The sequence below is a fragment of the Microtetraspora malaysiensis genome (genome assembly GCF_001528665.1).
GTDB lineage: Bacteria > Actinomycetota > Actinomycetes > Streptosporangiales > Streptosporangiaceae > Microtetraspora_A > Microtetraspora_A malaysiensis.
In genome coordinates this window covers 326,314-350,618 of sequence record NZ_BBYJ01000006.1, presented here as the reverse complement: position 1 = coordinate 350,618, position 24,305 = coordinate 326,314, and the positions used below count along the sequence as shown (strand labels likewise).

The following is a 24,305-nucleotide window of genomic DNA, read 5'->3' as shown; positions in this document are numbered from 1 at the left end:
TCGGAGCCGGGATGGAGGAAAGTGGAGCGAGTTATGTCACGGGATTCGGACGACCGCGCGACGTCAACGAGAAACGAGCTCATAACACTATGGGCAGTTCACCCGGATTTCCGGACAAAGTCGCCCAGGAACCTGAGGCGTCATAAGGTCGGTGCACAGAATGGATAAGGAACGTCAAACGCCCCATTCATGCGGGCGCATCCTCATGGAGGCCAGGTGGCACTAACGAGCGACGTCGCCCCCGACGCCGGAAACCGGCTGGAAGACCTGGTCGACACCGCGCATCGGATCCGCCGGTCGATCGAATCGGTGATCGAGGGCAAGGCGGACGCGGTCCGCCTCACCCTCACCGTTCTTCTGGCGGAGGGCCACCTCCTCATCGAGGACGTGCCGGGTGTCGGGAAGACGATGTTGGCCAAGGCATTGGCCCGGTCCATCGACTGCCCCGTCCGGCGTGTCCAGTTCACCCCGGACCTGCTGCCGAGCGACATCACCGGTGTCAGCGCCTACAACCAGCAGACCCGGGAGTTCGAGTTCAAGCCGGGCCCCGTCTTCGCCAACATCGTCGTCGGCGACGAGATCAACCGCGCCTCCCCCAAGACGCAGTCCGCGCTCCTGGAGTGCATGGAGGAGCACCAGGTCACCGTCGACGGTGTCACGTACGAGCTCGAGTCGCCCTTCATGGTGATCGCGACCCAGAACCCGATCGAGATGGAGGGCACCTATCCGCTTCCGGAGGCGCAGCGGGACCGCTTCACCGCGAAGATCGCGATGGGCTACCCCGAGCCGACGGCCGAGCTGGAGATGCTCGACGTGCACGGGGCGTCCCAGCCCCTCGGCAAGCTGGAGCCCGTGGCGACGACCGCCGAGGTGCGCGCGCTCATCCAGGCGGTCCGCGCGGTCTACGTCTCCCAGGCGGTGAAGAGGTACGCCGTGGACATGGTGACCGCGACCAGGCGGTCGCCGGACCTGCGCCTGGGCGCCTCGCCGCGCGCGACGCTCCAGCTGCTGCGTGGGGCCAGGGCGCACGCCGCGCTGGCCGGCCGCGACTACGTGATCCCGGACGACCTGCAGGAGCTGGCGGTGCCGGTGCTCGCGCACCGGCTGCTGCCCAGCCTGGAGGCGCAGGGGCAGCGCCGCCAGCCGGAGCAGGTGGTGGCCGATCTGGTGCGCCGCGTCCCCGTTCCGGACACGAACTGACGTCCTCCCCGCGCCGCGGCCAGGGCCGCGGCGCCCCAGGAGAGTGCAAGGAGATTCGATGACGGGGCTCAAGGCGCTGACCTCGCGCGGCAGGTCGTTTCTCGCGTCGGGCGCGGCGGCGCTGCTGTGCGCCCTCATCCTCGGCGAGCAGGACCTGCTGCGGATCGCGGTGCTGGTCGTCGCGATGCCGTTGATTTCCGCGATGGTGGTGGCGCGGACCCGCTACCGGCTGACCTGTGCCCGGCGCCTGGACCCCGCCCGCGTCGAGGCGGGCGCCGGCAGCACGGTCACCCTGAGGCTGGAGAACGTGACCCGCCTCCCCACCGGCCTGCTGCTCGTCGAGGACAACCTGCAGTACGCCCTGGGAACGCGGCCCCGGTTCGTCCTGGACCGGGTGGAGGCGCGCGGCATCCGCGAGGTGGACTACAAGGTCCACTCCGACCTGCGCGGCCGCTATCCCATCGGCCCGCTGTCGGTCCGGATCGCCGACCCGTTCGGGATGGTCGAGCTCAACCGGTCGTTCACCATCACGGACACCCTGGTGGTGGTGCCCCAGGTGGTGGCCCTCCCCCACGTGCGCCTTTCCGGCGAGTGGAGCGGCGGGGGCGACAGCCGTTCACGGTCGGTGGCGGCGGCGGGCGACGACGACGTGGCCCCGCGCGAGTACCGCCTGGGGGACGACCTGCGGCGGGTGCACTGGAGGTCCACCGCCCGCCGGGGCGAGCTGATGGTGCGGCGCGAGGAGCAGCAGTGGCAGAGCAGGGGCGCGCTCCTGCTGGACACCCGCAGGCACGCCCACCGGGGCGACGGCCCGCGCTCGTCGTTCGAGGTGGCGGTCTCGGCCGCGGCGTCGATCGGCGTACACCTGGCGCACGAGGGTCTCGGCCTGCGCCTGGTCACCGACCAGGGCCCGGAGCGCCTCGCCGACGGCGGCCTGGCGTGGTCACTGCTCGACACCCTCTCCGTCGTACGGCAGAGCTCGGCCCGCTCGCTGGAGCACGGGGTCGGGGCGCTGCGCCAGGGCAGCGGGGAGGGGCTGATCGTGGCGGTCCTCGGGGCGCTCGACGCCGGGGAGGCCCAGGCGCTGGCCCGGCTGCGGCACAGCGGCGTGACGGGGGTCGCGGTCATGCTCGACGTCACGACCTGGGATTCGGCGCCGGACGAGTCGTTCGAGGTGGCGCAGTCCGTGCTCTTGCGGGCCGGATGGCGGGTGCTGCGGCTTCCCTCCGGGACGTCCCTCGCCGACATCTGGCCGGAGGCGGCGTACAAGAGGAGCGCGGCGTGACGACGGGACGGGTTCACGGTGATCGGAGAGGGCCGGTGAGCGGGCGATGAGGCTGTCGGTCGTCGCGGGGCTGGCCGTCGGCGCGGTAACGCTGACGCTCTACTCGCTGTTCGAGGGCGGGGCCTGGTTCTGGGCCTGTGTGGGCACCCTCCTGGTCACGACCGGCGGAGCGACCCTCGCGTCGCGGTTCGACGCGCCGAAGTGGGCGGTGCCGCCCCTGCTGCTGCTCGCGACGGCGGTGTTCCTGTCGGCCACGTTCGCCAAAGAGCACACGTGGGCGTGGGTGGTCCCGACGAAGGCGTCGGCACTGCGGCTGGGCGAGCTGCTCGCCGAGGGGTTCACCGACATCCAGCGATACGCCGTGCCAGTGCCGGCCGAGCCCGGCGTGAGCATGCTGACCGCGAGCGGCGTCGGCCTGATCGCCATCCTGGTGGACCTGTTCGCGGTACGGCTGCGCCGGGCCGCGCTGGCGGGGCTGCCCCTGCTCGGCCTGTTCACGGTGCCCGCCGCGGTGCTGACCGAGCCGGTCGCCTGGCCGGCCTTCGTGATCGCGGCGATCGGCTACGTCGGACTGCTGGTGGCGGACGGCCGGGAGCGGCTCACCCAGTGGGGCCGTGCCGTACTGGTGCGGCGGGCTCGTTCGGTCGGGACTGACAAGGCGGACTCAGGGCGGCTCGCGCTCTCCGGCAAGCGGATCGGCGCGACCGCGATCGCCCTCGCGGTCGTCCTGCCCGCGTTGCTCCCGGCACTGAGCCCCGACCCGCTGTTCGGCTTCGGCGTGGGCAACGGGTCGGGGAAGGGCGGCAACAGCATCGGCATCCCCGACGCGATCGCCAAGCTCAGTGGCCAGTTGTCGCAGCAACGGAACCTGACGGTGCTGACCTACACCAGCGCCGACGACCGGCCGCGCTACCTGCGCATCTACGCGCTCGACGTCTTCGACGGGAAGAAGTGGACGGTGAGCCCGCTGCGCGGCCGCCCGGAGGACCGGGTGTCGGAGGGACCGCTGCCGCCGCCGCCCGGCCTCGGGCCCGGCATCGCGACGAACCGGGTGGAGAGCCGCATCAGCGTGAGCGAGGACATCGGCCCGCTGCTCTTCCTGCCCCTGCCCTATCCGGCGGTCGAGGTCGACGTCGACGGCGACTGGCGGGCCGACCAGGCGTCGCGGATGGTGTTCTCCACCCGTGACGAGGCCGCCGGGCTGAACTACCGGGTGGTGGTGAACGAGCCGCGGCCCACCCGTGACCAGCTGGACACCATGGACACGCCGACGCCGGACTCGCGCTTCCTCGCGCTGCCGGACCTGGACCCCAAGATCGTCGCCATGGCCGGGCGGGTGACGGCGAAGGGCGCCACGCCGTACCAGAAGGCCGTCCTGCTGCAGGAGTGGTTCACCCGTACCGGCGGCTTCAGCTACAGCCTGGAGACGAAGGGGTCGGGTGGCAGCGCGCTGTCGCGGTTCATCCTCACCGCGCGCACGGGGTACTGCGAGCAGTTCGCCAGCGCGATGGCGGTGATGGCCCGGGTGATCGGCATCCCGGCGCGGGTGTCGATCGGCTACACGGGCGGCACGAAGATCGAGAAGTCGTGGGCGGTGCGCACCCAGGACGCGCACGCCTGGCCGGAGCTGTACTTCGAGGGCGTGGGCTGGCTGCCCTTCGAGCCGACACCGGCCGGTGGCGCGGGCCAGGGCACGGCCCGCGTGCCCGACTACTCGCTGCCGCGCCCGTCCGAGGTCACGCCGTCGGCCGACCCGTCCGCCGGGCCTGCCTCCGACGAGGAGGACACCTCCTCCCAGGGCCCGACCCGCCGCAATCCGAGGGACTTCGAACGCGATCTCGGGGCCGTCCCGGTCGCGGTGGACCCGGGTATGCCGGTGGCCGCGAAGATCGCGTTGGGCGCGGCGGGCGTCCTGCTGCTCGCGCTGGTCCCGGCGGCGGCCCGGACGCTGGTCCGCCGGCGCCGGCACGCGCAGATCCGGCGCGGCGGGGCCGCGCCCGCGATCAGGGCCGCGTGGGCCGAGCTGTGCGACACCCTGACCGATCTCGGCGAGGCGCGGGAGCCGAGCGAGAGCCCGCGCGCGCTCGCCCGGAGACTGACGGAGATGTACGAGTTCGACGCGGAGGCCGCGGCGGCGGTCACGGCCGTCGCGACGGCTGAAGAGCGGATGCGTTACGCCGCGTCCCCGCCGTCGGCGGGACCCGCGGCGGCCGAGCTGTCATGCGTACGGCGGGCCCTGATGGGAGCGGTGCCGGGGAAGCGGCGGATGGGGGCGCTGCTCGCGCCTCGGTCGATCCTGCTGCGGGTGCGGGCGGCGGGGACGAGGGTGCTGGACGGGTTCGACCGGCTGGAGGGCATCCGGTGGCTGCCCCTGTCCAAGGGCGAGGCGGGCACCAGGTAGGGGGCCTGGGAACGTCGGTGGCGGCTCACTCGCGGCGAGCCGCCACGACCGCTCTCCCCGTGTCGGTCGCCGAAGGCGGAGGTTCAGCGCTCGTCGGTGCGACGGCGCCAGCGCTCCTCCATGCGGTCCATGAAGCCCAGACGCTGCGGGCGGCGGCCGCGTGCCCGGGGGGCCGGGCTCTCGACGCCGAAGCCGTTCATGCGCTTCCAGCTGGACAGGCCCCAGAGGCAGGTCGCCAGCATCACCACGAACCCGGCGACGCCGAGCCAGATCTCGTTTGCCACGACGCCGACCATCAGCAGGACGACGCCGAGCGCGAAGCCGAGGGACGCCTTCAGCAGGCGCCGCTTGTAGTGGCTGCGCGGATCGCTGATCCGAACGGCGTTGGCCCACTTCGGGTCCTCGGCGTAGAGACCCTGCTCGATCTGGTCGAGCAAGCGCTGCTCGTGCTCAGAGAGCGGCACGGCGCCTCCCAAGGACGGCCCCATTTCGGGGAAAACGGCAACGGACGACACGGGGTGTCCGGACCTCGCGGTCGGTTATCCCCAGAATACGAGGCTGTAGACGTAGACGAAAGAAAACGTCCAACGTGGTCCAAACCGGTGGGGACGTCATAGATCCATTGGACCAGACGGAGGGCGGACGAGCGAAGCCGGGCGGACCGCATCGGGACCGAAGCGCCGGATCGCCTTGTCCATCGCCTGTTCCGCCTCTCGCCAGCCGGTCTCTCTCTCGCCGAGGCTGAGCTGGCGGGTGACCGTGCCGGCCGGGCGGAGGTTTTCCATGCGCACCCCGACCAGCCGCAGCCGGACCCGATCCAGCCCGGCGGCGGCGAAAAGTTCACAGGATGTGGCGAATATCTCCTTGGCGACGTCGGTGGCCTCGCGCAGCGTACGCGATCTGGTGATCGTGGTGAAGTCGGCGCGGCGCAGCTTGACGCTGACGGTCCGGCCGACCTGGCCGCTCGCTCTGAGCCGGGCCGCGACCCGCTCGGACAGCCGCAGCAGCTCGCGCCTGATCGTCTCCGGGTCGTCGACGTCGAACGGGAACGTCTCCTCGTTGCCGATGCTCTTGTCCGGGGTGTGCGCCACCACCGGGCGCTCGTCCCGGCCCCAGGCCAGGGCGGCGAGGTGGGCGCCGACGGCCCCGAGCTCGCGCTGGAGCGTGGACACGGGCACCTGGGCCAGATCGCCGACGGTGCGGATGCCCAGCCGGACCAGGACCTGCTCGGTGCGCTCGCCGACGCCCCACAGGGCGGCGACGGGCAGCGGATGGAGGAACTCGACCACGCCGTCCGCCGGGACGACGAGCAGCCCGTCGGGCTTGCACTGGCGGGAGGCGAGCTTGGCCACGAACTTGTTGCTCGCGACGCCGACCGAGCAGGTGATGCCGTACTGCTCGGCGACCTGCTCGCGGATCATGGCGGCGATGGCGGAGGGACTGCCGAGCCGGCGCCGGGCGCCACCGACGTCGAGGAACGCCTCGTCGGAGGAGATCGGCTCCACCTCGGGGGTGATCGACCGGAAGATCTCCATGACGCCCCGGGAGACCGCGGTGTACTTGCGGTGATCCGGCGGGATGATCGTGGCGCGCGGGCAGACGCGCATCGCCCGGGTCATCGGCATCGCCGAGTGCACGCCGAACCGGCGGGCCTCATAGGTGGCGCTGAGGACCACCCCGCGGGCCCCGGCGGCGCCGACGATGACGGGCAGGCCGCGCAGCTCGGGCCGGTCGAGCAGCTCGACGCTGGCGAAGAAGGCGTCCATGTCCACGTGCAGGATCGGGCAGCCGCTGTCATCGGCCAGCCCGCCGCCGCCTTGGGGGAGCATCTGCTTCCGGGACACGCCTTCGATCCTATCCGAACAGGAGTTCTATCGGTAGGCGATGACGTGCACCTGGGTGGCGATGTCGCGCAGCACGGGATGGGCGGCGGCGGCCCGCTCCAGCTCGACCAGGGCCGCCGGGTCCGCCTCCGCCAGCCGGCTCGGCACGAGGTCGGCGAAGACCCGGACGCCGTGCACGTCCGCGACGGTGAACCCGGCCTTGGCCAGGAGGCCGGTCACGTCCTCCTTGGTGAACCTGCGCGGGGTGGGGTCGCGGTCGCCCCAGCGCCCGGCGGAGTCGGCGAGCACCTGCCGCGCCTCACCGAAATTGCCGGACAGGGCGCGGTGGATGGCGGTGGCCACCGGGTTCGCGGCCAGCACGCTGACCACGCCGCCCCGGCGCAGGATGCCCGCGGCGGCGGCCAGCGCCGCGGCGGGGTCCTCGACGTATTCGAGGACGCTGTGGCAGAGCACCAGATCGGCGCCGCCGGACTCCAGGAGGTCGCCGAGGTCCCCGGCGTCGCCCTGCACTGCGCGCACGGGAACACCGGTCTCGGCGGCCCGGCGCTCCAGCGCGGCCAGCGAGTCCGGTGACGGATCGACCACGGTGACGGCGTGACCCAGCCCGGCCAGCGGCACCGCGAACCCGCCGGTGCCCCCTCCCGCGTCCACGATGTCCAGCCTGTCGCGTCCTGTCGCGGCGGTCAGGTCCGCCAGGACCGCGCGGAGCGCCTCCCAGACGACGGTCTGCCGCGTGGCGTCACGCACTTTCGCCCCTCCCTCGTACGGCTCCCGCCAGCCTAACGGCACGGCCGGACACCCCCGCGCGAGGCGGGAGCGGACCGGTCGATCAGAGGGACAGCGACGGCTTGAGCTGCTTGAACCGAGCGAGCAGGCCGTTGACGAAGTGCGGCGACTCGTCGGTGGACAGCTCGGCGGCGAGATGCACCCACTCGCTGATGACGACGCCCTCGGGCACCTCGTCCGACCAGAGCATCTCGTACGTGCCGCCGCGCAGGATGTTGCGGTCGACAGCGGGCATGCGCTCCAGCGTCCAGCCTTCGGCGTACGTGGCGAGAAGATCGTCGATGCGGCCGAGGTTCTTGGCCACGCCCTCCACCAGAGCGGAGGTGTACTCGTTGACGGGCGGCTCGGCGCGCTGGACGCGCTCGGCCAGGACAGTCAGCGGGCTCTCGTCGCGCGCCTCGGCCTCGAACAGGATGTCGAGCGCGCGTCGTCGGGCCTTGCCCCGAGCTGACACGTCAGGCCCGACCGAGGTATTCGCCGCTGCGGGTGTCGACCTTGACCTTCTCGCCGGTCGTGATGAACAGCGGAACCTTGATCTCGGCGCCGGTCTCCAGCTTGGCCGGCTTGGTGCCGCCGGTGGAGCGGTCGCCCTGCAGGCCGGGCTCGGTCTCGGCGATGGTCAGCTCGACGGCGGCGGGAAGCTCGACGTAGAGCACGTTGCCCTCGTTGATCGCCACCGTGGCGAGCATGTTCTCGAGCAGGTAGTTGGCGGTGTCGCCGGCGGCGGCGCGCGAGACGTGCAGCATGTCGTACGTCTCGGTGTCCATGAAGACGAAGTCCTCGCCGTCCAAGTACGAGTACTGCATCTCGCGCTTGTCGACGTTGGCCACTTCAACCTTGACGCCCGCGTTGAAGGTCTTGTCCAGGACCTTGCCGGACATGACGTTCTTCAGCTTGGTGCGGACGAACGCGCCGCCCTTGCCGGGCTTGACGTGCTGAAACTCCACGACGGTCCAGAGTTCCCCGCCGTCGAGCTTGAGCACCAGTCCGTTCTTGAGGTCGTTCGTCGTCGCCACGTGGTTCTCCTGAGTGCGGCTGCCCTAGATGACGAGCAGCTCCTTGGTGGTCAGTGTGAGGAGCTCCGGACCGTCGGCTCGAGCCACCAGCGTGTCCTCGATGCGCACCCCGCCCCTGCCGGGCAGGTAAACCCCCGGCTCAACGGTGAGCGGAACCCGATCGTCTATTCTACCGGTCTTGCCGGGGCCGAGGAACGGCTGCTCGTGGATCTCCAGGCCGACCCCGTGGCCCAGCCCGTGGCCGAAGTGTTCGGCGTGCCCGGCCTCCTCGATCACCGTCCGCGCGGCCGCGTCCACGTCGTGCGCCGACGCCCCCGGCCGTACGGCGTGGCGGCCGGCACGCTGGGCCCGCCGTACGAGCTCGTAGAGGTCGCGGAGCCAGTCGGCGGGGCGGCCGACGGCGACGGTGCGGGTCATGTCGGCGTGGTAGCCGTCGACGCGGGCGCCGAAGTCCATGGTCACCAGGTCTCCGGACTCGATCGCGCGCCCGGACGGCGAGTGGTGCGGCACCGCGCCGTTCGGGCCGCTCGCCACGATGGAGTCGAAGGCCGGCTTCTCCGCGCCGAGCTCCACCATGGCCGACTCCAGCCACCGGGCGACCTCGATCTCGGTGACGCCGGGCGCGATCCGTTCGGCCACCCGCGAGAACGCCGCGTCGGTGATCGCGCAGGCGCGGCGGAGCGCCTCGATCTCGGTCTCGTCCTTGACGGTCCTGACCTCCTCGACCACCCCGGAGACCGCGCCGAGGTCCGGGTGGTCCGCCAGCAGCTTGTGGTAGCCGGCGACCGACATGTCGTGCGCCTCGACGGCGAGCCGTCCCGCGCCCTCCGGGCGTCCGGCCAGCGCGCCGGTGACGTCGCGCGTCTCCACCGTCTCGACGTCGGCGCACTCGCGCCGGGCCGTCCCGATGTAGCGGGAGTCGGTGGCGAGCACGGCCTCCCCGGCCGCGGTGACGAGCACCGCGGCGTTGGAGCTGGACAGGCCGGTGAGATAGCGCACGTTGACCGGCCGCGTGACGAGCAGCGCGGTGAGGTCGTGCCCGGACAGTGCCGCGGCGACCTTGGCGCGGCGTGCGGCGAATGGCATGGGGGGTCCTCCGATCCGATGGGGGGACTCTACGCCGCGCCGCGGCGCCTCCCGGCCTCAGGCGCTCTCGGCGGGGGCGGGCCTGCGGGCCTGGGCGGCGCGGGAAGAGCGCAGCGGCGCCTCGCGCAGGAGCAGCACCGCGACGAACCCGAGGAACGCGGCGGGCACGCCGACGAGGAACACCGTCTGCATGCCCCGCGCGTACGCCTCCAGCACCATCGTGTGGATCGGGGCGGGCAGCTTCGCGATGGCCTCGGGGGTGCCGAGGCTGAGGGTGGACCCGCCACCCGACGGGGTGATGTGCGCGGCCGCCATCATCGACGTCAGCTCGCTCTTGACCTTGTTCGTGAGGATCGCGCCGTACGCGGCCACGCCGATGGCGCCGCCGAGGCTGCGGAAGAACGCGACGCCGGAGGTGGTGGCGGCCATGTCGCGCACCTCGGCGGCGTTCTGGGCGGCGAGGATCAGCATCTGCATGGTGAGGCCGAGGCCGAGGCCGAAGACCGCCATGTCGAGGCCGATCACGAGGTCGCTGGAGTCGACGTGCAGCCGGGAGAGCAGGCCGAGGCCGCCGGCGACGAGCAGCATCCCGGCCACGGGATAGGCCTTCCAGCGGCCGGTCCTGGTGACGATGCGGCCGGAGACGATGGAGCCGAGGAAGAGGCTCACGACCATGGGCAGCGTCATCAGGCCGGAGGCCGTCGGGCTCATGCCCTTGACGATCTGCAGGTACTGCGGCAGGTAGATCATCGCGCCGTACATGGCGATGCCGACGAGGAGGGAGGCCAGGCTGGCCAGCAGGAAGGTCCGGTCGCGGAACAGCCGGGGCGGGAGGATCGGGCCGGCCGCCCGCCGCTCGGCGACCACCGCGAGCAGGATGAGCGCCACGCCGAGCGCGCACAGGCCGTACGTCCAGCCGGAGTTCCACTCGAACTCGTGGCCGCCCAGGGAGAGCACGAGCATGAAGGAGGTGGCGGCGCCGGTGATCGTGAAGGCGCCCCACCAGTCGAGGCGGGCGTCGCGGTGCTCGTGGTCGCGGGGCAGCACCTTCTGGATCACGGCGAACGCGACGACGGCGAGCGGGACGCAGACGTAGAAGCACCACCGCCAGCCGAGCCAGGACGCGTCGACGATGAACCCGCCGAGCAGCGGGCCGGCGACGGTGGAGACGCCGAAGACCGCGCCGACGTAGCCGGAGTAGCGTCCCCGCTCCCTCGGCTCGACCACGTCGCCGAGGATGACCTGGGTCAGCGCGGAGAGCCCGCCCGTGCCGAGACCCTGCACCGCCCTGGCCGCGATCAGCATCCCGATGTTCTGCGACAGCCCCGCGACCACCGAGGCGGCCACGAACAGCATGAGGGACGTCTGGAACATGAGCTTGCGCCCGAAGATGTCGGACAGCTTGCCCCACAGGGGGGTCGAGACGGTCATCGTGAGCAGCGTCGCGCTGGCGACCCAGGAGAGCTGATCCTGCCCGCCGAGGTCGCCGACGATGGTGGGAAGCGCGGTGCCGACCACGGACGTCGAGATCATCGAGGTCAGGAGCGCGAGGAGCAGCCCCGAGAGGATTTCCATGACCTCCCGGTGTGTATGCGTCCGGCGGGTTCCCGCCTGATTCACGACGTCAGTCACGGATCCCCCAGATTAGTTAGTTTCTCTAAGGATTAGTAGACGCTTGTTTACATGTCAAACGCGTTAAGGTTGCGCCCCATGAGAGATCGTGCGGCGACCAGCCGGCGGATCCTGGAGGCGGCCAGGGAACTGTTCGCCGAGCACGGCTACGAGCAGGTCACGATGCGCATGATCGCCGCCGCCGCCGAAGCCAACGTCTCCCTGATCAACCGCTACTTCGGCACGAAGGCGGGACTCTTCGCCCAGGTCGTCGCGACGGGCTCGACTCTGGAGGCGGTCATCGAGGGGGACCCCGAGGGACTGCCCGCGCGGCTCGCCGCGCGCATGGCGCTGCGGCTGCACACCGGGACGGTGGAGCAGCTCACCCGCACGATCGACCGTGCGGGGACCAGCCCGGAGATCAGGGCGGTGCTCCGGGCCCGGGTCGAGGACGCCATGATCGGCGCGATCGCCGCACGGCTGAGCGGCCCGCGTCCGAGGGAGCGGGCCGCGCTCGCGGTGACGTTCATCCTCGGCGTCAGCTCGCTGCGCCGCCTGCTCGGGCCGGAGCCGCTCCGCGACTCCGATCCGGCGGCGGTGGAGGCCCGGCTGATCGCCGTCTTCACCGCCTGTCTCCGCCCTTGAGTGGGGATTTGTTCCGTATACACGGATAAGTCATGCCCCCTGCTTCCGCAGTCTCACCGGCACCGCCCGCATCGGCGGGGAAAAGGCCGTGCGAGCGGGAGCGCTATGAGGGGGCGGGCCGGGTCAGCCGGCGATGTCCCTGATCTTCTCGATCAGCGCGAGACGCTCCTCGTGGGTGCGGCCGATCGGCGCGACGTTGATCGTGGTCACCCCGGCCTCCCGCATCGCCGCCACCCGGTCGCGGACGAAGCCCTCCGAGCCGATCAGCGACATCCGCTCGAGCAGTTCGGCCGGGACGAGCGCGGCGGCCTCGTCCTTCTTCCCCTCCAGGTAGAGGTCCTGGATCCGCTCGGCCTCCTTCTCGTAGCCGTAGCGCCGGGCGAGGTCGTTGTAGAAGTTCTTGCCCTTGGCGCCCATGCCGCCGATGTACAGCGCGGCCATGGGACGGCCCAGCTCGCGCAGCCCGTCCACGTCGTCGCCGATCGCGAGGAACGCCTGGGCGATGACGTCGAGCTCGCCGAGCGAGGGGTCACGCTTCGCCTTGCCCGCCGCCAGAGAGTCGCCCCAGACGTCGGCGGCCTTCTCCGGCATGAAGAAGATCGGCTCCCAGCCCTCGGCCAGCTCGGCGGCCAGCGCCACGTTCTTCGGTCCGATCGCGGCGAGGACGATCGGGATGCGGTCGCGCACCGGGTGGTTGATCAGCTTCAGCGGCTTGCCCAGGCCCGTGCCGCCCTCATAGGGCAGGGTGTAGTGCTTTCCGGCGTATTCGAGGCGTTCGCGCCGCCAGACCTTGCGGCAGATCTCGATGACCTCGCGGGTCCGGCCCAGCGGCGCGGTGTACGGCACGCCGTGGAAGCCCTCGATGACCTGCGGGCCGGAGGCGCCCAGCCCGAGCGTGAACCGCCCGTCGGAGACGTAGTCCATCCCGGCGGCCGTCATCGCCAGCAGCGCCGGAGTGCGGGAGTAGATCGGCAGGATGCCCGAGGCGATCTGCAACCGCTCGGTCCTGGCGGCGATGTAGCCCATCTGGCTGACCGCGTCGAAGCTGTACGCCTCGGCGACGAAGACGATGTCCAGCCCGGCCTTCTCGTAGTCGGCCAGCTCGGCCACGGTCTCCTTGAACCCGCCCGCGTAGTTCAGGGCCATCCCGATCCGCATCCTGTACGTCCTTCCGCGCGCAGCACCGGAACCGAATGATGTTCCGTTTCTTTGGGGTCCCAGGCTAACGACCGGACCGGCGGCGGCCAACCCGGAGGGTCAGCGGGATCCGAGCGTGCGCAGGTCGTCCGGCGTGTCTAGGTCGGCCGGGTCGCCCACCCCGTCGCACTCCACCCGGGTGACCAGCTCGGGACGCGCCCGCAGGAAGGGCCGCGCTCCCACGTCGCCCTGGGCCAGCGCGGCCACCTCCGCGAAGTGCTCGCGGGTGATGAGCACGGGGTTGCGCGGCGCGCCGCCGTAGCAGGCCACCGCGACCGCGGCGCCCGCGCGGTACGCCGCGATCAGGCGGCGCACGGCCTCCGGCCGGACCAGCGGCTGGTCGACGAGGGCGATCACCGCGGCGCGGGCGGAGGCGGGCAGCGCGGCGAGGCCCGCGCGCAGCGACGAGCCCATGCCGGTCGCCCACTCGGGGTTGTGCACCGCGACCGCGCCCGGGACCCGCACCTCCGCGGCGCCGAGCACGATCAGCACCGGGTCGCAGCCCCCGTCGGCGAGCAGCCGCACGCCGCGATCGGCGAGCCGCTCCCCCTCGAACTCCACCAGCGCCTTCGGTGTGCCCATCCTGCGGCCCGAACCGGCCGCGAGCAGGACACCCACGACCTCGTTGGGATCAGCCGTCGCCATCCGCACGCTCCCCACCCTGACTCGCCGCGACGGACGCGCCCGAAAGCCCGGCGTCGCCGTGGATCCGGCCCGTCGTCTCGGTCAGGGCGCGGCCGGTTCCGCCCCACCGGAGCTGGATCAGCTCGGCCGCGATCGACACCGCCGTCTCCTCGGGTGTGCGCGCGCCGAGGTCCAGCCCGATCGGCGAGCGCAGCCGGGACAGCTCCGTGTCCGTGAGCCCCGCCTCGCGCAACCGCCGCAGCCGGTCCTCGTGGGTGCGCCGCGACCCCATCGCCCCAACGTACGTCGCCGGGGTGCGCAGCGCGACCTCCAGCAGCGGGACGTCGAACTTGGGGTCGTGGGTGAGAACGCAGATCACGGTGCGCTCGTCCACCTCGGCCGTCGCCAGGTAGTCGTGCGGCCACTTCACCACGACCTCGTCGGCCTCGGGAAACCGGCGGGAGGTGGCGAACACCGGACGCGCGTCGCAGACCACCACGTGGTAGCCGAGGAACTTGCCGATCCGCGCCACGGCCGCGGCGAAGTCGATGGCGCCGAACACCAGCATCCGCGGCGACGGCGCGAACGACTGCACGAAGACCTGTAGGTCGTCCAGCCGCCGCTCCCCCTCGGAGCCGTACCGGCGGACGCCGGTGAGCCCCTGGGCGAGCATCCCGTGCGCGTCGTCGTCCACCGCGTCGTCGAGCCGGGACGAGCCGAGCGTGCCGGAGGCGCGACCGGGCCGTACGACGCGGCGCGCCCCGATCGGCCCCGGCCCGGCGACGATCGTCGCCACCGCCACCGGCTCGCTCCGCTCGATGGAGGCGGCGACCTCCCCCAGCTCGGGGTAGGTCGCGCGCGAGACGGGCTCGACGAACACGTCGATGACGCCACCGCAGGTCAGGCCGACGGAGAAGGCGTCATCGTCGCTGACGCCGTACCGCTGGAGCACGGGCGTGCCGTCCGCGACCACCCGCTGGGCCAGGTCGTAGACCGCGCCCTCGACGCAGCCGCCGGAGACGCTGCCGGTCGCCTCGTCCCGGAGCACCGCCATGGACGCCCCGGGCGGCCGGGGCGCGCTGCGGAACGTGCCGACCACGGTGGCCAGGCCGAACCGCTCCCCCGCCTCCCACCAGCGCACGATCTGGGCCAGCACGTCACGCATCCGGCCTGCCTCTCCCCCGATGAACCGCACCGGGGACCGTGCCGCCGGCCAGGCGGAGCGCGAGCTCCTCGTACGCGGCCAGGCTGTGCCCGGCGACGAACTCGGTGACGTACGGCAGGGCCGCCCGCATCCCGGCGGTCAGCGGCCGATAGGCCGGGTCCCCCTTGTGCGGATTGACCCAGATCACCCGGTGGGCGAGCCGCGACAGGCGTTCCATCTGGCGGCCGAGCAGGCTCGCGTCGCCCCGCTCCCAGCCGTCCGAGGCGATCACCACGATCGCGCCCCGGGGGTCGGACAGCCGGAGCAACTCCTTCAGCTCCTCCCCCAGCCGGGTGCCGCCGCTCCAGTCGGGGATCGCGGCCGAGACGGCGTCCATGGCGACGGCGGGGTCGCGGTGGCGCAGCTCCGCGGTCACCCTGGTGAGCCGGGTGCCCACGCTGAACACCTCGGTGGCGCGCGGCTCGGCGCGGACCAGGGCGTGCGCGAAGCGCAGCAGGGTGTCGGCGTAGGGGGCCATCGAGCCGCTCACGTCCACGAGCATGACGACCCGGCGCGGCTTCTCGGTGCGGTCGCGGAACCGCGGCCGGGCCGGCTCACCGCCGCGGCGGACCGCCTCGCGCACGGTGCGGCGGCCGTCGAGCGCGCCGCGGTGCGACGGCGCGCGGCGACGCGACGTGCGCCGCTCGCGGGCGCTCCTGAGCATCCCGAGCAGCCGGGCCACCTCCTGCCGCTCGACGGCGGTCATCCGGGCGACGTCCCGGTGGCGCAGCACCTCGATCTCGCTCGCCGTGGCCGCCGCGCTCGCCTCGCCTCCCTCGCCCGGCTCTCCGGCTCCCTCGTCGGGGCGCAGGACGAACCGGGTCACGGTCGCCGCGGGCGGCACGCGGCGGGCGGCGGGCCGCGCGCCGCCGAAGTAGGCCGCGAAGCACCGGTCGTACCGGTCGAGGTCGTCGGGGCAGGAGCAGAGCGTCAGCCGGCCGGCCCAGTAGACGTCGCACGGCTCGCGCGCGCCCAGCTCGCGCAGCGCGGCGAGGAAGCCCTGGGTCCGCTGGTGGTCGGCGGCGACCCCGGCCGCGCGCAGCGTGCGGGCGAAGCCCGTCATCGCCCGGACGAGGGCGGCGCGGTCGTCGCCCGCCGCCCCGTGTCCCTCACGTGCCTCGCGGCGCGGCTCAGGCACGGCCGCCTCCGCCTCCCGCGCGCGCCGCGAGCCCGTCGCCCAGCAGGCCGCCGCGCCGTACGGTCTCCTGGTCCTCGCGGTATTTGAGCAGCGCGCCCAGGGTGACCGCGGCCAAACCGGGGTCGAGGCGGGCGGCGCCGAGGGTGAGCAGCGCCTCGGCCCAGTCGAGCGTCTCGGCCACGCCGGGCGGCTTGACCAGGTCGGCCTCGCGCAGCCGTCCGGCCGCGCCGGCCACCTCGGCCGCGAGCTCCTCCGTGCAGGCGGGCAGCCGCCGCAGCAGGATCGCGACCTCGCGCTCGAAGGAGGGATGCTCGATCCAGTGGTACAGGCAGCGCCGTTTGAGCGCCTCGTGCACCTCGCGGGTGCGGTTGGAGGTCAGGACGACGACCGGCGGCGTCTGCGCCCTGATCGTGCCGAGCTCGGGCACGGAGATCGTGAAGTCGGAAAGGACCTCGAGGAGGAACGCCTCGAACTCGTCGTCGGCCCGGTCGATCTCGTCCACGAGCAGCACGCAGGGCCGGGTCTCCAGGGCGCGCAGCAGCGGCCGGGCGACCAGGAACCTGCGGTCGTAGATCTCGCCTTCCAACGCCTTGACGTCGGTGGCCCCGGCCGCCTCGGCGGCCTTGATGTGCAGCAGCTGGCGGGCGAAGTCCCAGTCGTAGAGCGCCTGGGCGGCGTCGAGCCCCTCGTAGCACTGCAGCCGGATGAGCGGGGCGTCGAGGATCGCCGCGAGCGTCTTGGCCAGCTCGGTCTTGCCGACGCCCGCCTCGCCCTCAAGGAAGAGCGGGCGCCCCATCCGCAACGCCAGGAACGCGGCCGTGGCCAGGCCCTCGTCGGCCAGGTAGTCGTGTTCTTCCAGCAGCGCGGCCAGCTTGGCGGGCGAGTCGATCCCCGCCGCCGGGTCCGGGTTCGTCCTCTGGGACACACAGTCAGGCTACGTCCACCGTCCCTCGCCTGACTGTGGTCAATTTCGCCAAACAGCGGATGGATTCGTATAAATTGCTCGGCGTTCGCGGCGATATGGTCGCGGGCATGGAGCAGCCCGCCCTCCGTCCTCCGGCATCCCTGGACCTCGCCGCCTCCCCGTGCGCGGACGCGCTGCGCGCCGAGCTGATCGCGCGCTGGGCGGAGCCGCACCGGCGCTACCACACCGCCGCGCACCTCGCCGCCGTCCTCGCCGCGATCGAGCCGCTCGCCGGGCACGCCGCCGACCCGCGGGCCGTACGGCTCGCCGCCTGGTTCCACGACGCGGTGTACGAGGGACGCGCGGGGTGGGACGAGGAGCGCAGCGCCCAGCTCGCGCAGGCCCGCCTGGCCGCGTGCGGGGCGCCGGACGGCCTGGTCCGTGAGGTGGCCCGGCTGGTCCGGGTGACCGCGTCACACACGTACGAGCCCGGCGACGCGGACGCGGCGGTGCTGTGCGACGCCGACCTGTCCGTTCTGGGCGGGGAGCGGGCGGCCTACGCGACGTACGCGCGGGCGGTCCGACAGGAGTACCGGCATGTGCCGGATGAGCTGTTCCGGGCGGGACGCGCGCAGGTCCTGCGGCGGCTCCTGGCCCGGCCCCACCTGTACGGCACGGCCGCCGGCCGGGCGCTGTGGGAGGCGCGGGCCAGGGAGAACCTCACCGGGGAGCTCGCCTCACTCGGCTGAGGGGCTGCCGGCCAGGGGGCGCCACTTGGGGTTGCGCAGCCCGGCGGCCCGCAGGCGCGACACGAGCTCCCGGCTCGACACCGGCTCGGCGCCGAGCAGGACGGCGTGGTCGTAGATCGTCTCCGGAACGTCGTAGTGATCGCGGTCGAAGGCGCGCGGCGGCACGCCGAGGAGCTGGGCGAAGCCGTGCAGCTCGTCGTACGAATGATCGCTGACGAGGTGCGACCAGAGCAGCCTGCGGGGCCCGGGCCAGTTGGGCCAGTCGATCAGCACGCTCACTCTGGACCTCACCGGGCTCGACGATCGTTCCAGAGGAACTTTACGGCGAAACCCGGCACCTCCCTTGGGCGGGCGCGAACGGCGGGCCCGCTCCCCCGCCTCAGTCGCGGTCGGGGGCCTCACCGCGGGCGCGGATGAGGGCGCGCAGCTCGGAGACCGCCTTACGGGAGCGCTCCTTCTCGGAGCCCTGGATGCCCATGGCGCCGACGATGTTACCGTCGGCCAGGTCGAGCTTGGGCCAGGGTTCGCCCTCGACCAGGTTCACGTCGAGTACCTGGGCCCATTCGAAGTGGTGGGTCCGCAGCGCGTTGACGACCTTGATGCCCCGCTCGTCCGCCTCCACGCGGAGCCGCCCGAGCAGGTGCAGCACGGCCGCCACCGCGCCGCCGAAGGCGATCATGCCGAGCCGGTCCGGCAGCTTGAACTGCTCGGGCAGGATCACCGCGAGGACCACCGAACCCACCACCATGATCGCCGCCATGGAGTACGCGATGATCCGCGCCTGGCGCGGACGCCAGGTCACCGGCAGCGGGGGCGGCGCGGCAGTCGTCATCGCGCACCTCCGCGCTCGTCGACGACGTGGCGGCCGGCCGGAGGGATACCTGTGAGCGTCTGCATGATCACCGAGATGCGTTGGACGTACGGGTCGCGTGCACGCTACCGCGCGGGCACGAGCGCCGGGTCGCGGAGCAGGAGCGCGGTCTCCAGCGCGGCGACCGTCGCCTCGTACCCCTTGTCCTCATGGCCGCCCGGCACACCGGAACGGTCGAGCGCCTGATCGAGGGTCTCACAGGTGAGCACCCCATTCCCGACCGGGGTGGACTCGTCCAGCGCCACCCTGGTCAGCCCGGCCGTCACCGAGTCGCAGACGTAGTCGAAGTGGGCCGTATCGCCGCGGATCACCGCGCCGAGCGCCACCACCGCGTCGCACCGGCGCGCGAGGGCCTGCGCCACGACCGGGATCTCCAGCGACCCGGCCACCCGCAGCACGGTCGGCTCGGCGCCGCAGTCGCGCGCCGCCCGCACCGCCCGCTCCACCAGCCGGTCGGTGATCTCGGCGTGCCAGCGGGCCGCCACGATGCCGACGGTCAGCCCGGCCGCCTCGACCGGGGCCGCCTGGGGACGTCCGACGCCGCTCATGCCGTCTCCCGGGTCCCGTGTCCGGACGGGCCGCGCCCGTCGATCCGCTCGCTCATGCCGTCTCCTCCTCCTTGGGAATGTCGTGGCCGAGCCGGTCGCGCTTGGCCGTGAGGTACTTCTCGTTGTACGGGTTGACCGCCATCGGCATGGGCTCGCGGCCGAGCACCTTGATGCCGTAGCCGTCCATGCCGCGCACCTTCGCGGGGTTGTTGGTCAGCAGCCGCACGGACTTCACACCGAGGTCGGCGAGCATCTGGGCGGCGTTGGAGAACTCCCGCGCGTCCACCGGCAGCCCGAGCTCCACGTTGGCGTCCACGGTGTCGCTGCCGTTGTCCTGCAGCCCGTACGCCTGAAGCTTGGCGAGCAGGCCGATGCCCCGGCCCTCGTGGCCGCGCAGATAGACCACGACGCCTCGGCCCTCCTCGGCGATGGCCCGCATGGCGTGGTCGAGCTGCACGCCGCAGTCGCAGCGCAGCGAGCCGAGGACATCGCCGGTGAGGCACTCGGAATGGGCGCGCACCAGCACGTTCTCGCCGTCGGCCAGATCGCCGTAGACGAGCGCCAGGTGTTCGCCGCCGTCCAGGGCGCTGGAGTAGCCGTAGGCCCGCCAGACGCCGTACCGGTTGGGGATGCGGGTCTCGGCGACCCTGGTCACCATGCGCTCGGTGCGCTTGCGGTGGTCGATGAGCTGCTCGATCGTCACGAGCGCGAGGTCGTGCTCGTCGGCGAACTCGCGCAGGGCGGGCAGCCGCTTCATGGTGCCGTCGTCGTTGACGACCTCGGCGAGCGCGCCGGATGGGGCGAGCCCGGCCAGCCGGGCCAGGTCCACCGCCGCCTCGGTGTGGCCGGGACGGACCAGCACGCCGCCCTCCCGGTACCGCAGCGGGAAGATGTGCCCCGGCCGGACCAGCTCGTACGGCTCGGTGGCCGAGTCGCAGAGCGTACGGATCGTCAGCGCCCGGTCGGCGGCCGAGATCCCGGTGCTCACCCCGTCCCTGGCGTCCACGCTGATCGTGTACGCGGTGCGCATGCGCTCCTTGTTCTCGTGGACCATCAGCGGCAGGCCGAGCCGGTCCAGCTCGCCCCCCTCCATGGCCACGCAGATCACGCCACTGGTGTGCCGGATCATGAATGCGACGAGCTCGGGCGTGGCCTTGGCCGCCGCGAAGATGATGTCGCCCTCGTTCTCGCGGTGCTCGTTGTCGACCACGACGACCGGCCGGCCCTCGCGGATGTCGGCGACGGCCCGTTCGATCGGGTCCAGACGGATGCTCATATGGTTGCTGCCTCCAGTGCGCGGGATTCGCGCCGCCAGTCGCGGAACCCGATCAGGACCAGGACGAAGAAGACGGCGTAGACCGCGCCGGAGACGACCAGCCCCGAACGGAACGCCAGCGGGACGCCGACCAGGTCGACGGCGACCCACAGCAGCCAGAAGTCGACCAGCGCCCGCCCCTGCGCCCAGGTCGCCACCGCGCTGCCGACGAAGATGTACGCGTCGGGCCACGGCGCCCACGACACGTTCAGGCCGCGGGAGTTGAGGAACCCGAAGAGCAGAGCGACCGCGACGGTGCCGGCGGCCAGTACGGCGACCAGCGCGACGCGCTCGCGCCCGGTGGCCGAGCGGACGGCCAGCGGCGCGCCACCGCGGCTGCCGCGCGACCAGCGGACCCAGCCGTAGATCGCGAGCGCGCCGAACAGCACCTGCTTGAGCGCGTTTCCGGTGATATGCGCGCTGATCGACGCGGCGAACAGCAGCACCGAGCCGGCGAACTGGACCGGCCAGGTCCAGATCGTCCGCTTCATCGCGAACCACAGCGTGGCCAGCGCGCACACGTTGCCCACCAGGTCGGCCCAGGCGACGTGCCGGCCGAGGACCTCGAACCCCGCCTCCGCCCAGTTCACGGCCGGACCCCGAGGCCGTGCGCGCCGAGAAGCTTCTCGACGTGCTTGGCGAGGATGTCGACTTCCAGGTTGACCGGGTCGCCCGGCTGCTTGCGGCCGAGGGTGGTCATCTCCAGCGTGGTCGGGATCAGGCTGACGGCGAAGCCGCCCGTGTCCACGCCGGCCACGGTCAGGCTGACGCCGTCCACCGCGATCGAGCCCTTCTCGACGACGTAGCGGTCCAGTTCGGCCGGCAGGGAGATCCGCACGACGTCCCAGTGCTGGGCGGGCTCGCGGGAGAGCACCACGCCGGTGCCGTCCACGTGCCCCTGCACGATGTGGCCGCCGAGCCGCTGGTCGACGCGTACGGCCCGCTCCAGATTGACCCGTGAGCCCGGCACCAGCACGCCGAGGCAGGAGCGGTCCAGGGTCTCCTTCATCACGTCGGCGGTGAACACGCCGTCCGCGACGCCGACGACGGTCAGGCAGACCCCGTTGACCGCGATCGACGCGCCGTGGACGGCGTCGGCGGTGACGATCTCGCCGCGCACCGACAGGCGGGCCGAGTCGGCGAGCGGCTCGATCGCGACGACCTCGCCCAGTTCCTCGACGATTCCGGTGAACATCTCAGTTCTCCTTCGATGGTGCCGACCGGTGGGACGCGGCGGCGTCCCCGGAGCCCGGGGAGGCTCCGGGGCGGAGCACGACCCGCAGGTCCGGCCCGATGGGGGTGACATCTTCGATTTCGAAGCGGTGGATGTCGGCGATCGTGGCGACACCGGCCGGGCCGAGCGCCGCCGCCCCCGCCCCCAGCAGCGCCGGGGCGAGATAGCCGACGACCCGGTCCACCAGGCCCTCCCTGACGAAGGACCCGGCCAGCCGCGGCCCGCCCTCCACCAGCACGCTCACGATCTGCCGCCGGCGCAGCTCCTCCAGGAGCACGCGCAGGTCCAGCCCGTACGGCGTGCGCGGCAGCCGTACGACGTCGGCGAGGTGCTCCGGAACGGCGGTGTCGGCGGCCACCGCGACCAGGGTGGGCGCCGGCCCCGACAGGACGCGGGCCGCCCGCGGCGTGCGCGCGGCCGAGTCGACGACGACGCGCAGCGGCGCCCGCTCGGGGCCGGCTCCCTCGGACGTCCGGACGGTGAGCAGGGGGTCGTCGGCGAGGACCGTGCCGATCCCCGCCACGATCGCGTCGCACTCGCCGCGCAGCCGGTGGACGTCGGCGCGGGCCTCGGCGGAGGTGATCCACTTGCTGGTGCCGTCCCGCGCCGCCGACCTGCCGTCGAGCGTGGCCGCGAACTTCCAGGTCACGTACGGCCGGCGGGCCCGGACGGAGGTGAGCCAGGCGGTGTTGCCCCGCTCGGCCTCCTCGGCCAGCACGCCGACGTCGACCCGGACACCGCGCTCCCTGAGCCTTTCGACGCCTCCGGCGGCCACGGGGTTGGGGTCCGCGACGGCGACCACGACCCGGGCGACGCCCGCGTCGAGTAGCGCCTGCACGCAGGGGCCGGTCCGGCCGGTGTGGTTGCACGGCTCCAGGGTCACGTAGGCGGTGCCGCCCCGGGCCCGCTCGCCCGCCTCGCGCAGCGCGACGACCTCGGCGTGGGGCCCTCCGGCGTAGGCGTGGAAGCCCTCGCCCACGACGGCGGAGGCGGCGTCGAGCACGACGCAGCCGACCACGGGGTTGGGGCTGGTGGTGCCGAGGCCGCGGGCCGCGAGCTCGACGGCCCGCCGCATGTGCGGCACGTCCCCGGGGGCCGCGCCGTCGGGGGCCGTGGGAAGCGCCGCATCGGCACGCGCGGGGATTTGCTCGCTCACCCCGGTCAGTCCTCCTCGCCTGTGTCGCCAGGCGGGCCCCGGGGTGTGGAAAGGACGCGGCCACGTGGGCCACGTCGCACGGGTGGCGTACGCCGCCGACCAGCCCGGCTGTGCCGGACCGCCGAAAAACGGCTGTCACCCGTTCGCGCGCTTCCTCCCATCCGGACTATGACCGTCGGTCCTGGAATCACACCAGGTCCACCGGCCGATGGCTTCGGCCGGGTCGCGGACTTCACCGCGTCCCCGAGAGGGGACGGATGTCACCGCCGGTTCGGAATTTCACCGACCCCGGAGCACGCTTGCTCTTTGTCTTATGTACGGTCGCGGACCCGAGTTCCGGGTTCGCTCCCGCTTATCAGTCTGCCATGGCCCGGCAAACCGCGCCCAACCCGCCCCCCAAGGGGGTTCGAGTCAGGCGCGGAGCGCGTCGTACGCGGCGACGGCCTCCCTGGCCCTGAGCGCGGCGGGCGAGTAGCGCATCTGTGCGGGCACCAGGCCGAGGCCCCGGTGCAGCGTCCTGAGCGTGGCGCTCGCCCACAGGTCACCGATCGGCGTGGCGGGCAGGCCGTACAGGCGGCGCGCCCATCGGGGCAGCGACGCGAACGCGAGCGTAATGATCATCGGAACCAGGGCCCTGAGCGGGGCCAGGCGCAGCGGCAGCGGCGCGTTGAGCGCCAGCAGCAGCGGATGTGACGCCTCGGGGACGAAGTAGAGGTCCGGCCGCCGCTCCTCCATGTAGTCGCGCAGCTCGGCGAACGTTCCGGGCACGTCGTCCGGCCGCAGTCCGACGACCTCGGCGGCGCGCCGCCACTCGGCCACGAACCGGTCGGCGTCGGCGTCGCTCAGCGAGACTCCCGCGCGGCGGGCGACCGACAGATAGGAGTCGACCTCGCCGACGTGGACCCAGCGCAGCGCGTCGGGGTCGTCGAGCCGGAACCGCTCGTCCCGGTCCGGGTCGAACGCCGTCAACGCGGCGTGGATGCGGCGCACCCGGGCTCCGGCGGCGGCCACCTCGGCCGTGGTCCCGAAGGTCCGCACGCGGACGAAGTCGGTCGTGCGCTGGAACCGGGCCCAGGCCTCGGCGGGGTCGAGGAGCGCGGAGTTCTGCAGGACGCCGCGCATGGCGCGCGGGTGCAGGCCCTGCATGAGCAGCGCCCGGAAGCCGCCGACCATGAGGATCGGCTCGCCCATCACCCGCCAGGTCACCGACCCGGGACCGAAGATGCCGTGATCGGCGTGCCGCCCGGCCGAGCTCCGCCTGCCCTTGCCCGTGCCGACTTTGCCCGTGCCGGCCTTGCCCGTGCCGGCCTTGCTCTCGCCGCCCGCCCGGACGCCCGTGCCGCCGCTGCCGCCCATGCCGGCCTCCTGCCGCCGTGCCGAGAACGCCGAGAACACCGAGGACGCCGAAGACGGGGCCGCGCCCCCGGGCGGCCGCCGCGATCGGCCTCCGGTAGGTACCCCGTGTTGACCACAACACCACACTAAATCCGA

25 protein-coding genes and 1 riboswitch are annotated in these 24,305 nt (G+C 72.8%); of the genes, 5 read left to right on the top strand and 20 right to left on the bottom strand.

The genetic code is table 11. The annotated features are described in order from the left end of the window. The first annotated feature begins 189 nt into the window (after positions 1-189). Genes AWQ71_RS07030 through AWQ71_RS07020 form a run of 3 tightly spaced genes read left to right on the top strand, consistent with a single transcriptional unit; the run spans position 190 to position 4,886 of the window. Positions 190-1,200 (top strand): AAA family ATPase, encoded by a 1,011-nt coding sequence (locus AWQ71_RS07030; protein WP_387408815.1) that lies wholly within the window; start codon positions 190-192, stop codon positions 1,198-1,200. 58 nt (positions 1,201-1,258) lie between these two features. Continuing rightward, the gene (locus AWQ71_RS07025; RefSeq protein WP_067128451.1) at positions 1,259-2,485 is read left to right on the top strand and encodes a DUF58 domain-containing protein; all 1,227 of its coding nucleotides are present in this window, start codon (positions 1,259-1,261) and stop codon (positions 2,483-2,485) included. A 46-nt stretch (positions 2,486-2,531) separates the two neighbouring features. Beyond that, positions 2,532-4,886, top strand: a complete 2,355-nt coding sequence (locus tag AWQ71_RS07020; protein WP_067128448.1) for a transglutaminase TgpA family protein — start codon at positions 2,532-2,534, stop codon at positions 4,884-4,886. Positions 4,887-4,969: 83 nt separating this feature from the next. Here AWQ71_RS07020 and AWQ71_RS07015 read toward each other — a convergent pair whose 3' ends face one another. From AWQ71_RS07015 to AWQ71_RS06985, 7 genes are all read right to left on the bottom strand, one after another. Next, positions 4,970-5,350, bottom strand: a complete 381-nt coding sequence (locus AWQ71_RS07015) for an SCO2097 family morphological protein (RefSeq protein ID WP_067128444.1) — start codon at positions 5,348-5,350, stop codon at positions 4,970-4,972. A gap of 147 nt (positions 5,351-5,497) precedes the next feature. Next, a complete protein-coding gene (locus AWQ71_RS07010) occupies positions 5,498-6,715 on the bottom strand; it encodes a DNA polymerase IV (protein WP_067128984.1) in 1,218 nt (405 codons plus the stop codon). Positions 6,716-6,757: 42 nt separating this feature from the next. Next, the gene (locus AWQ71_RS07005; RefSeq protein WP_084258645.1) at positions 6,758-7,477 is read right to left on the bottom strand and encodes a methyltransferase domain-containing protein; all 720 of its coding nucleotides are present in this window, start codon (positions 7,475-7,477) and stop codon (positions 6,758-6,760) included. An 82-nt stretch (positions 7,478-7,559) separates the two neighbouring features. Further along, on the bottom strand, positions 7,560-7,970 hold the full coding sequence (nusB, locus tag AWQ71_RS07000) for a transcription antitermination factor NusB (RefSeq protein WP_067128438.1): 411 nt from the start codon (positions 7,968-7,970) through the stop codon (positions 7,560-7,562). 1 nt (position 7,971) lies between these two features. Continuing rightward, positions 7,972-8,532, bottom strand: a complete 561-nt coding sequence (gene efp, locus AWQ71_RS06995; RefSeq protein WP_067128435.1) for an elongation factor P — start codon at positions 8,530-8,532, stop codon at positions 7,972-7,974. Between the two features lie 24 nt (positions 8,533-8,556). Beyond that, entirely contained in the window at positions 8,557-9,618 is a 1,062-nt protein-coding gene (locus AWQ71_RS06990) for an aminopeptidase P family protein (protein WP_067128433.1), read from the bottom strand. Positions 9,619-9,675: 57 nt separating this feature from the next. Continuing rightward, entirely contained in the window at positions 9,676-11,193 is a 1,518-nt protein-coding gene (locus AWQ71_RS06985; protein ID WP_067128430.1) for an MDR family MFS transporter, read from the bottom strand. A gap of 135 nt (positions 11,194-11,328) precedes the next feature. Here AWQ71_RS06985 and AWQ71_RS06980 point away from each other — a divergent pair, with 135 nt between their 5' ends. After that, positions 11,329-11,874, top strand: a complete 546-nt coding sequence (locus tag AWQ71_RS06980) for a TetR/AcrR family transcriptional regulator (RefSeq protein ID WP_245658146.1) — start codon at positions 11,329-11,331, stop codon at positions 11,872-11,874. Between the two features lie 123 nt (positions 11,875-11,997). On the opposite strand, the gene AWQ71_RS06975 is transcribed toward AWQ71_RS06980, so the two are convergent. From AWQ71_RS06975 to AWQ71_RS06955, 5 genes are all read right to left on the bottom strand, one after another. Next, on the bottom strand, positions 11,998-13,032 hold the full coding sequence (locus tag AWQ71_RS06975; protein WP_067128424.1) for an LLM class F420-dependent oxidoreductase: 1,035 nt from the start codon (positions 13,030-13,032) through the stop codon (positions 11,998-12,000). Positions 13,033-13,131: 99 nt separating this feature from the next. Then, a complete protein-coding gene (locus AWQ71_RS06970; RefSeq protein ID WP_067128421.1) occupies positions 13,132-13,716 on the bottom strand; it encodes a nucleotidyltransferase family protein in 585 nt (194 codons plus the stop codon). Further along, a complete protein-coding gene (locus AWQ71_RS06965; protein WP_067128981.1) occupies positions 13,703-14,860 on the bottom strand; it encodes an XdhC family protein in 1,158 nt (385 codons plus the stop codon). Before AWQ71_RS06965 ends, AWQ71_RS06970 begins: the two co-directional genes overlap by 14 nt. Further along, a complete protein-coding gene (locus AWQ71_RS06960; RefSeq protein ID WP_245658145.1) occupies positions 14,853-16,037 on the bottom strand; it encodes a vWA domain-containing protein in 1,185 nt (394 codons plus the stop codon). The genes AWQ71_RS06965 and AWQ71_RS06960 overlap by 8 nt, the downstream gene beginning before the upstream one ends. Continuing rightward, a complete protein-coding gene (locus tag AWQ71_RS06955) occupies positions 16,030-16,962 on the bottom strand; it encodes an AAA family ATPase (RefSeq protein ID WP_067128418.1) in 933 nt (310 codons plus the stop codon). Before AWQ71_RS06955 ends, AWQ71_RS06960 begins: the two co-directional genes overlap by 8 nt. A 107-nt stretch (positions 16,963-17,069) precedes the next feature. Between AWQ71_RS06955 and AWQ71_RS06950 the strand changes: the two genes are divergently transcribed. Continuing rightward, on the top strand, positions 17,070-17,690 hold the full coding sequence (locus AWQ71_RS06950; protein ID WP_067128975.1) for an HD domain-containing protein: 621 nt from the start codon (positions 17,070-17,072) through the stop codon (positions 17,688-17,690). Here the strand turns inward: AWQ71_RS06950 and AWQ71_RS06945 are convergent. From AWQ71_RS06945 to AWQ71_RS06910, 8 genes are all read right to left on the bottom strand, one after another. Further along, the gene (locus AWQ71_RS06945) at positions 17,679-17,969 is read right to left on the bottom strand and encodes a DUF4031 domain-containing protein (protein ID WP_067128415.1); all 291 of its coding nucleotides are present in this window, start codon (positions 17,967-17,969) and stop codon (positions 17,679-17,681) included. The genes AWQ71_RS06950 and AWQ71_RS06945 overlap by 12 nt on opposite strands. A 100-nt stretch (positions 17,970-18,069) precedes the next feature. Then, on the bottom strand, positions 18,070-18,522 hold the full coding sequence (locus tag AWQ71_RS06940) for a PH domain-containing protein (protein WP_067128411.1): 453 nt from the start codon (positions 18,520-18,522) through the stop codon (positions 18,070-18,072). 104 nt (positions 18,523-18,626) lie between these two features. Further along, positions 18,627-19,109: a 6,7-dimethyl-8-ribityllumazine synthase gene (gene ribH, locus AWQ71_RS06935; protein WP_067128408.1), complete on the bottom strand. Its 483-nt coding sequence runs from the start codon at positions 19,107-19,109 to the stop codon at positions 18,627-18,629. 52 nt (positions 19,110-19,161) lie between these two features. Continuing rightward, positions 19,162-20,385 carry a bifunctional 3,4-dihydroxy-2-butanone-4-phosphate synthase/GTP cyclohydrolase II gene (locus tag AWQ71_RS06930; RefSeq protein ID WP_067128404.1) on the bottom strand — a complete coding sequence of 408 codons (1,224 nt, stop codon included), beginning with the start codon at positions 20,383-20,385 and terminating at the stop codon, positions 19,162-19,164. Then, a complete protein-coding gene (gene pnuC, locus AWQ71_RS06925; protein WP_067128401.1) occupies positions 20,382-21,014 on the bottom strand; it encodes a nicotinamide riboside transporter PnuC in 633 nt (210 codons plus the stop codon). Before pnuC ends, AWQ71_RS06930 begins: the two co-directional genes overlap by 4 nt. After that, a complete protein-coding gene (locus tag AWQ71_RS06920) occupies positions 21,011-21,619 on the bottom strand; it encodes a riboflavin synthase (RefSeq protein ID WP_067128398.1) in 609 nt (202 codons plus the stop codon). Before AWQ71_RS06920 ends, pnuC begins: the two co-directional genes overlap by 4 nt. 1 nt (position 21,620) lies before the next feature. Further along, the gene (gene ribD / locus AWQ71_RS06915) at positions 21,621-22,814 is read right to left on the bottom strand and encodes a bifunctional diaminohydroxyphosphoribosylaminopyrimidine deaminase/5-amino-6-(5-phosphoribosylamino)uracil reductase RibD (protein WP_245658144.1); all 1,194 of its coding nucleotides are present in this window, start codon (positions 22,812-22,814) and stop codon (positions 21,621-21,623) included. Between the two features lie 143 nt (positions 22,815-22,957). Beyond that, a riboswitch (FMN riboswitch) is annotated at positions 22,958-23,115 on the bottom strand. Between the two features lie 110 nt (positions 23,116-23,225). Further along, positions 23,226-24,170, bottom strand: coding sequence for an oxygenase MpaB family protein (locus AWQ71_RS06910; RefSeq protein ID WP_084258644.1), 945 nt, complete (start codon positions 24,168-24,170; stop codon positions 23,226-23,228). Positions 24,171-24,305: the final 135 nt, after the last annotated feature.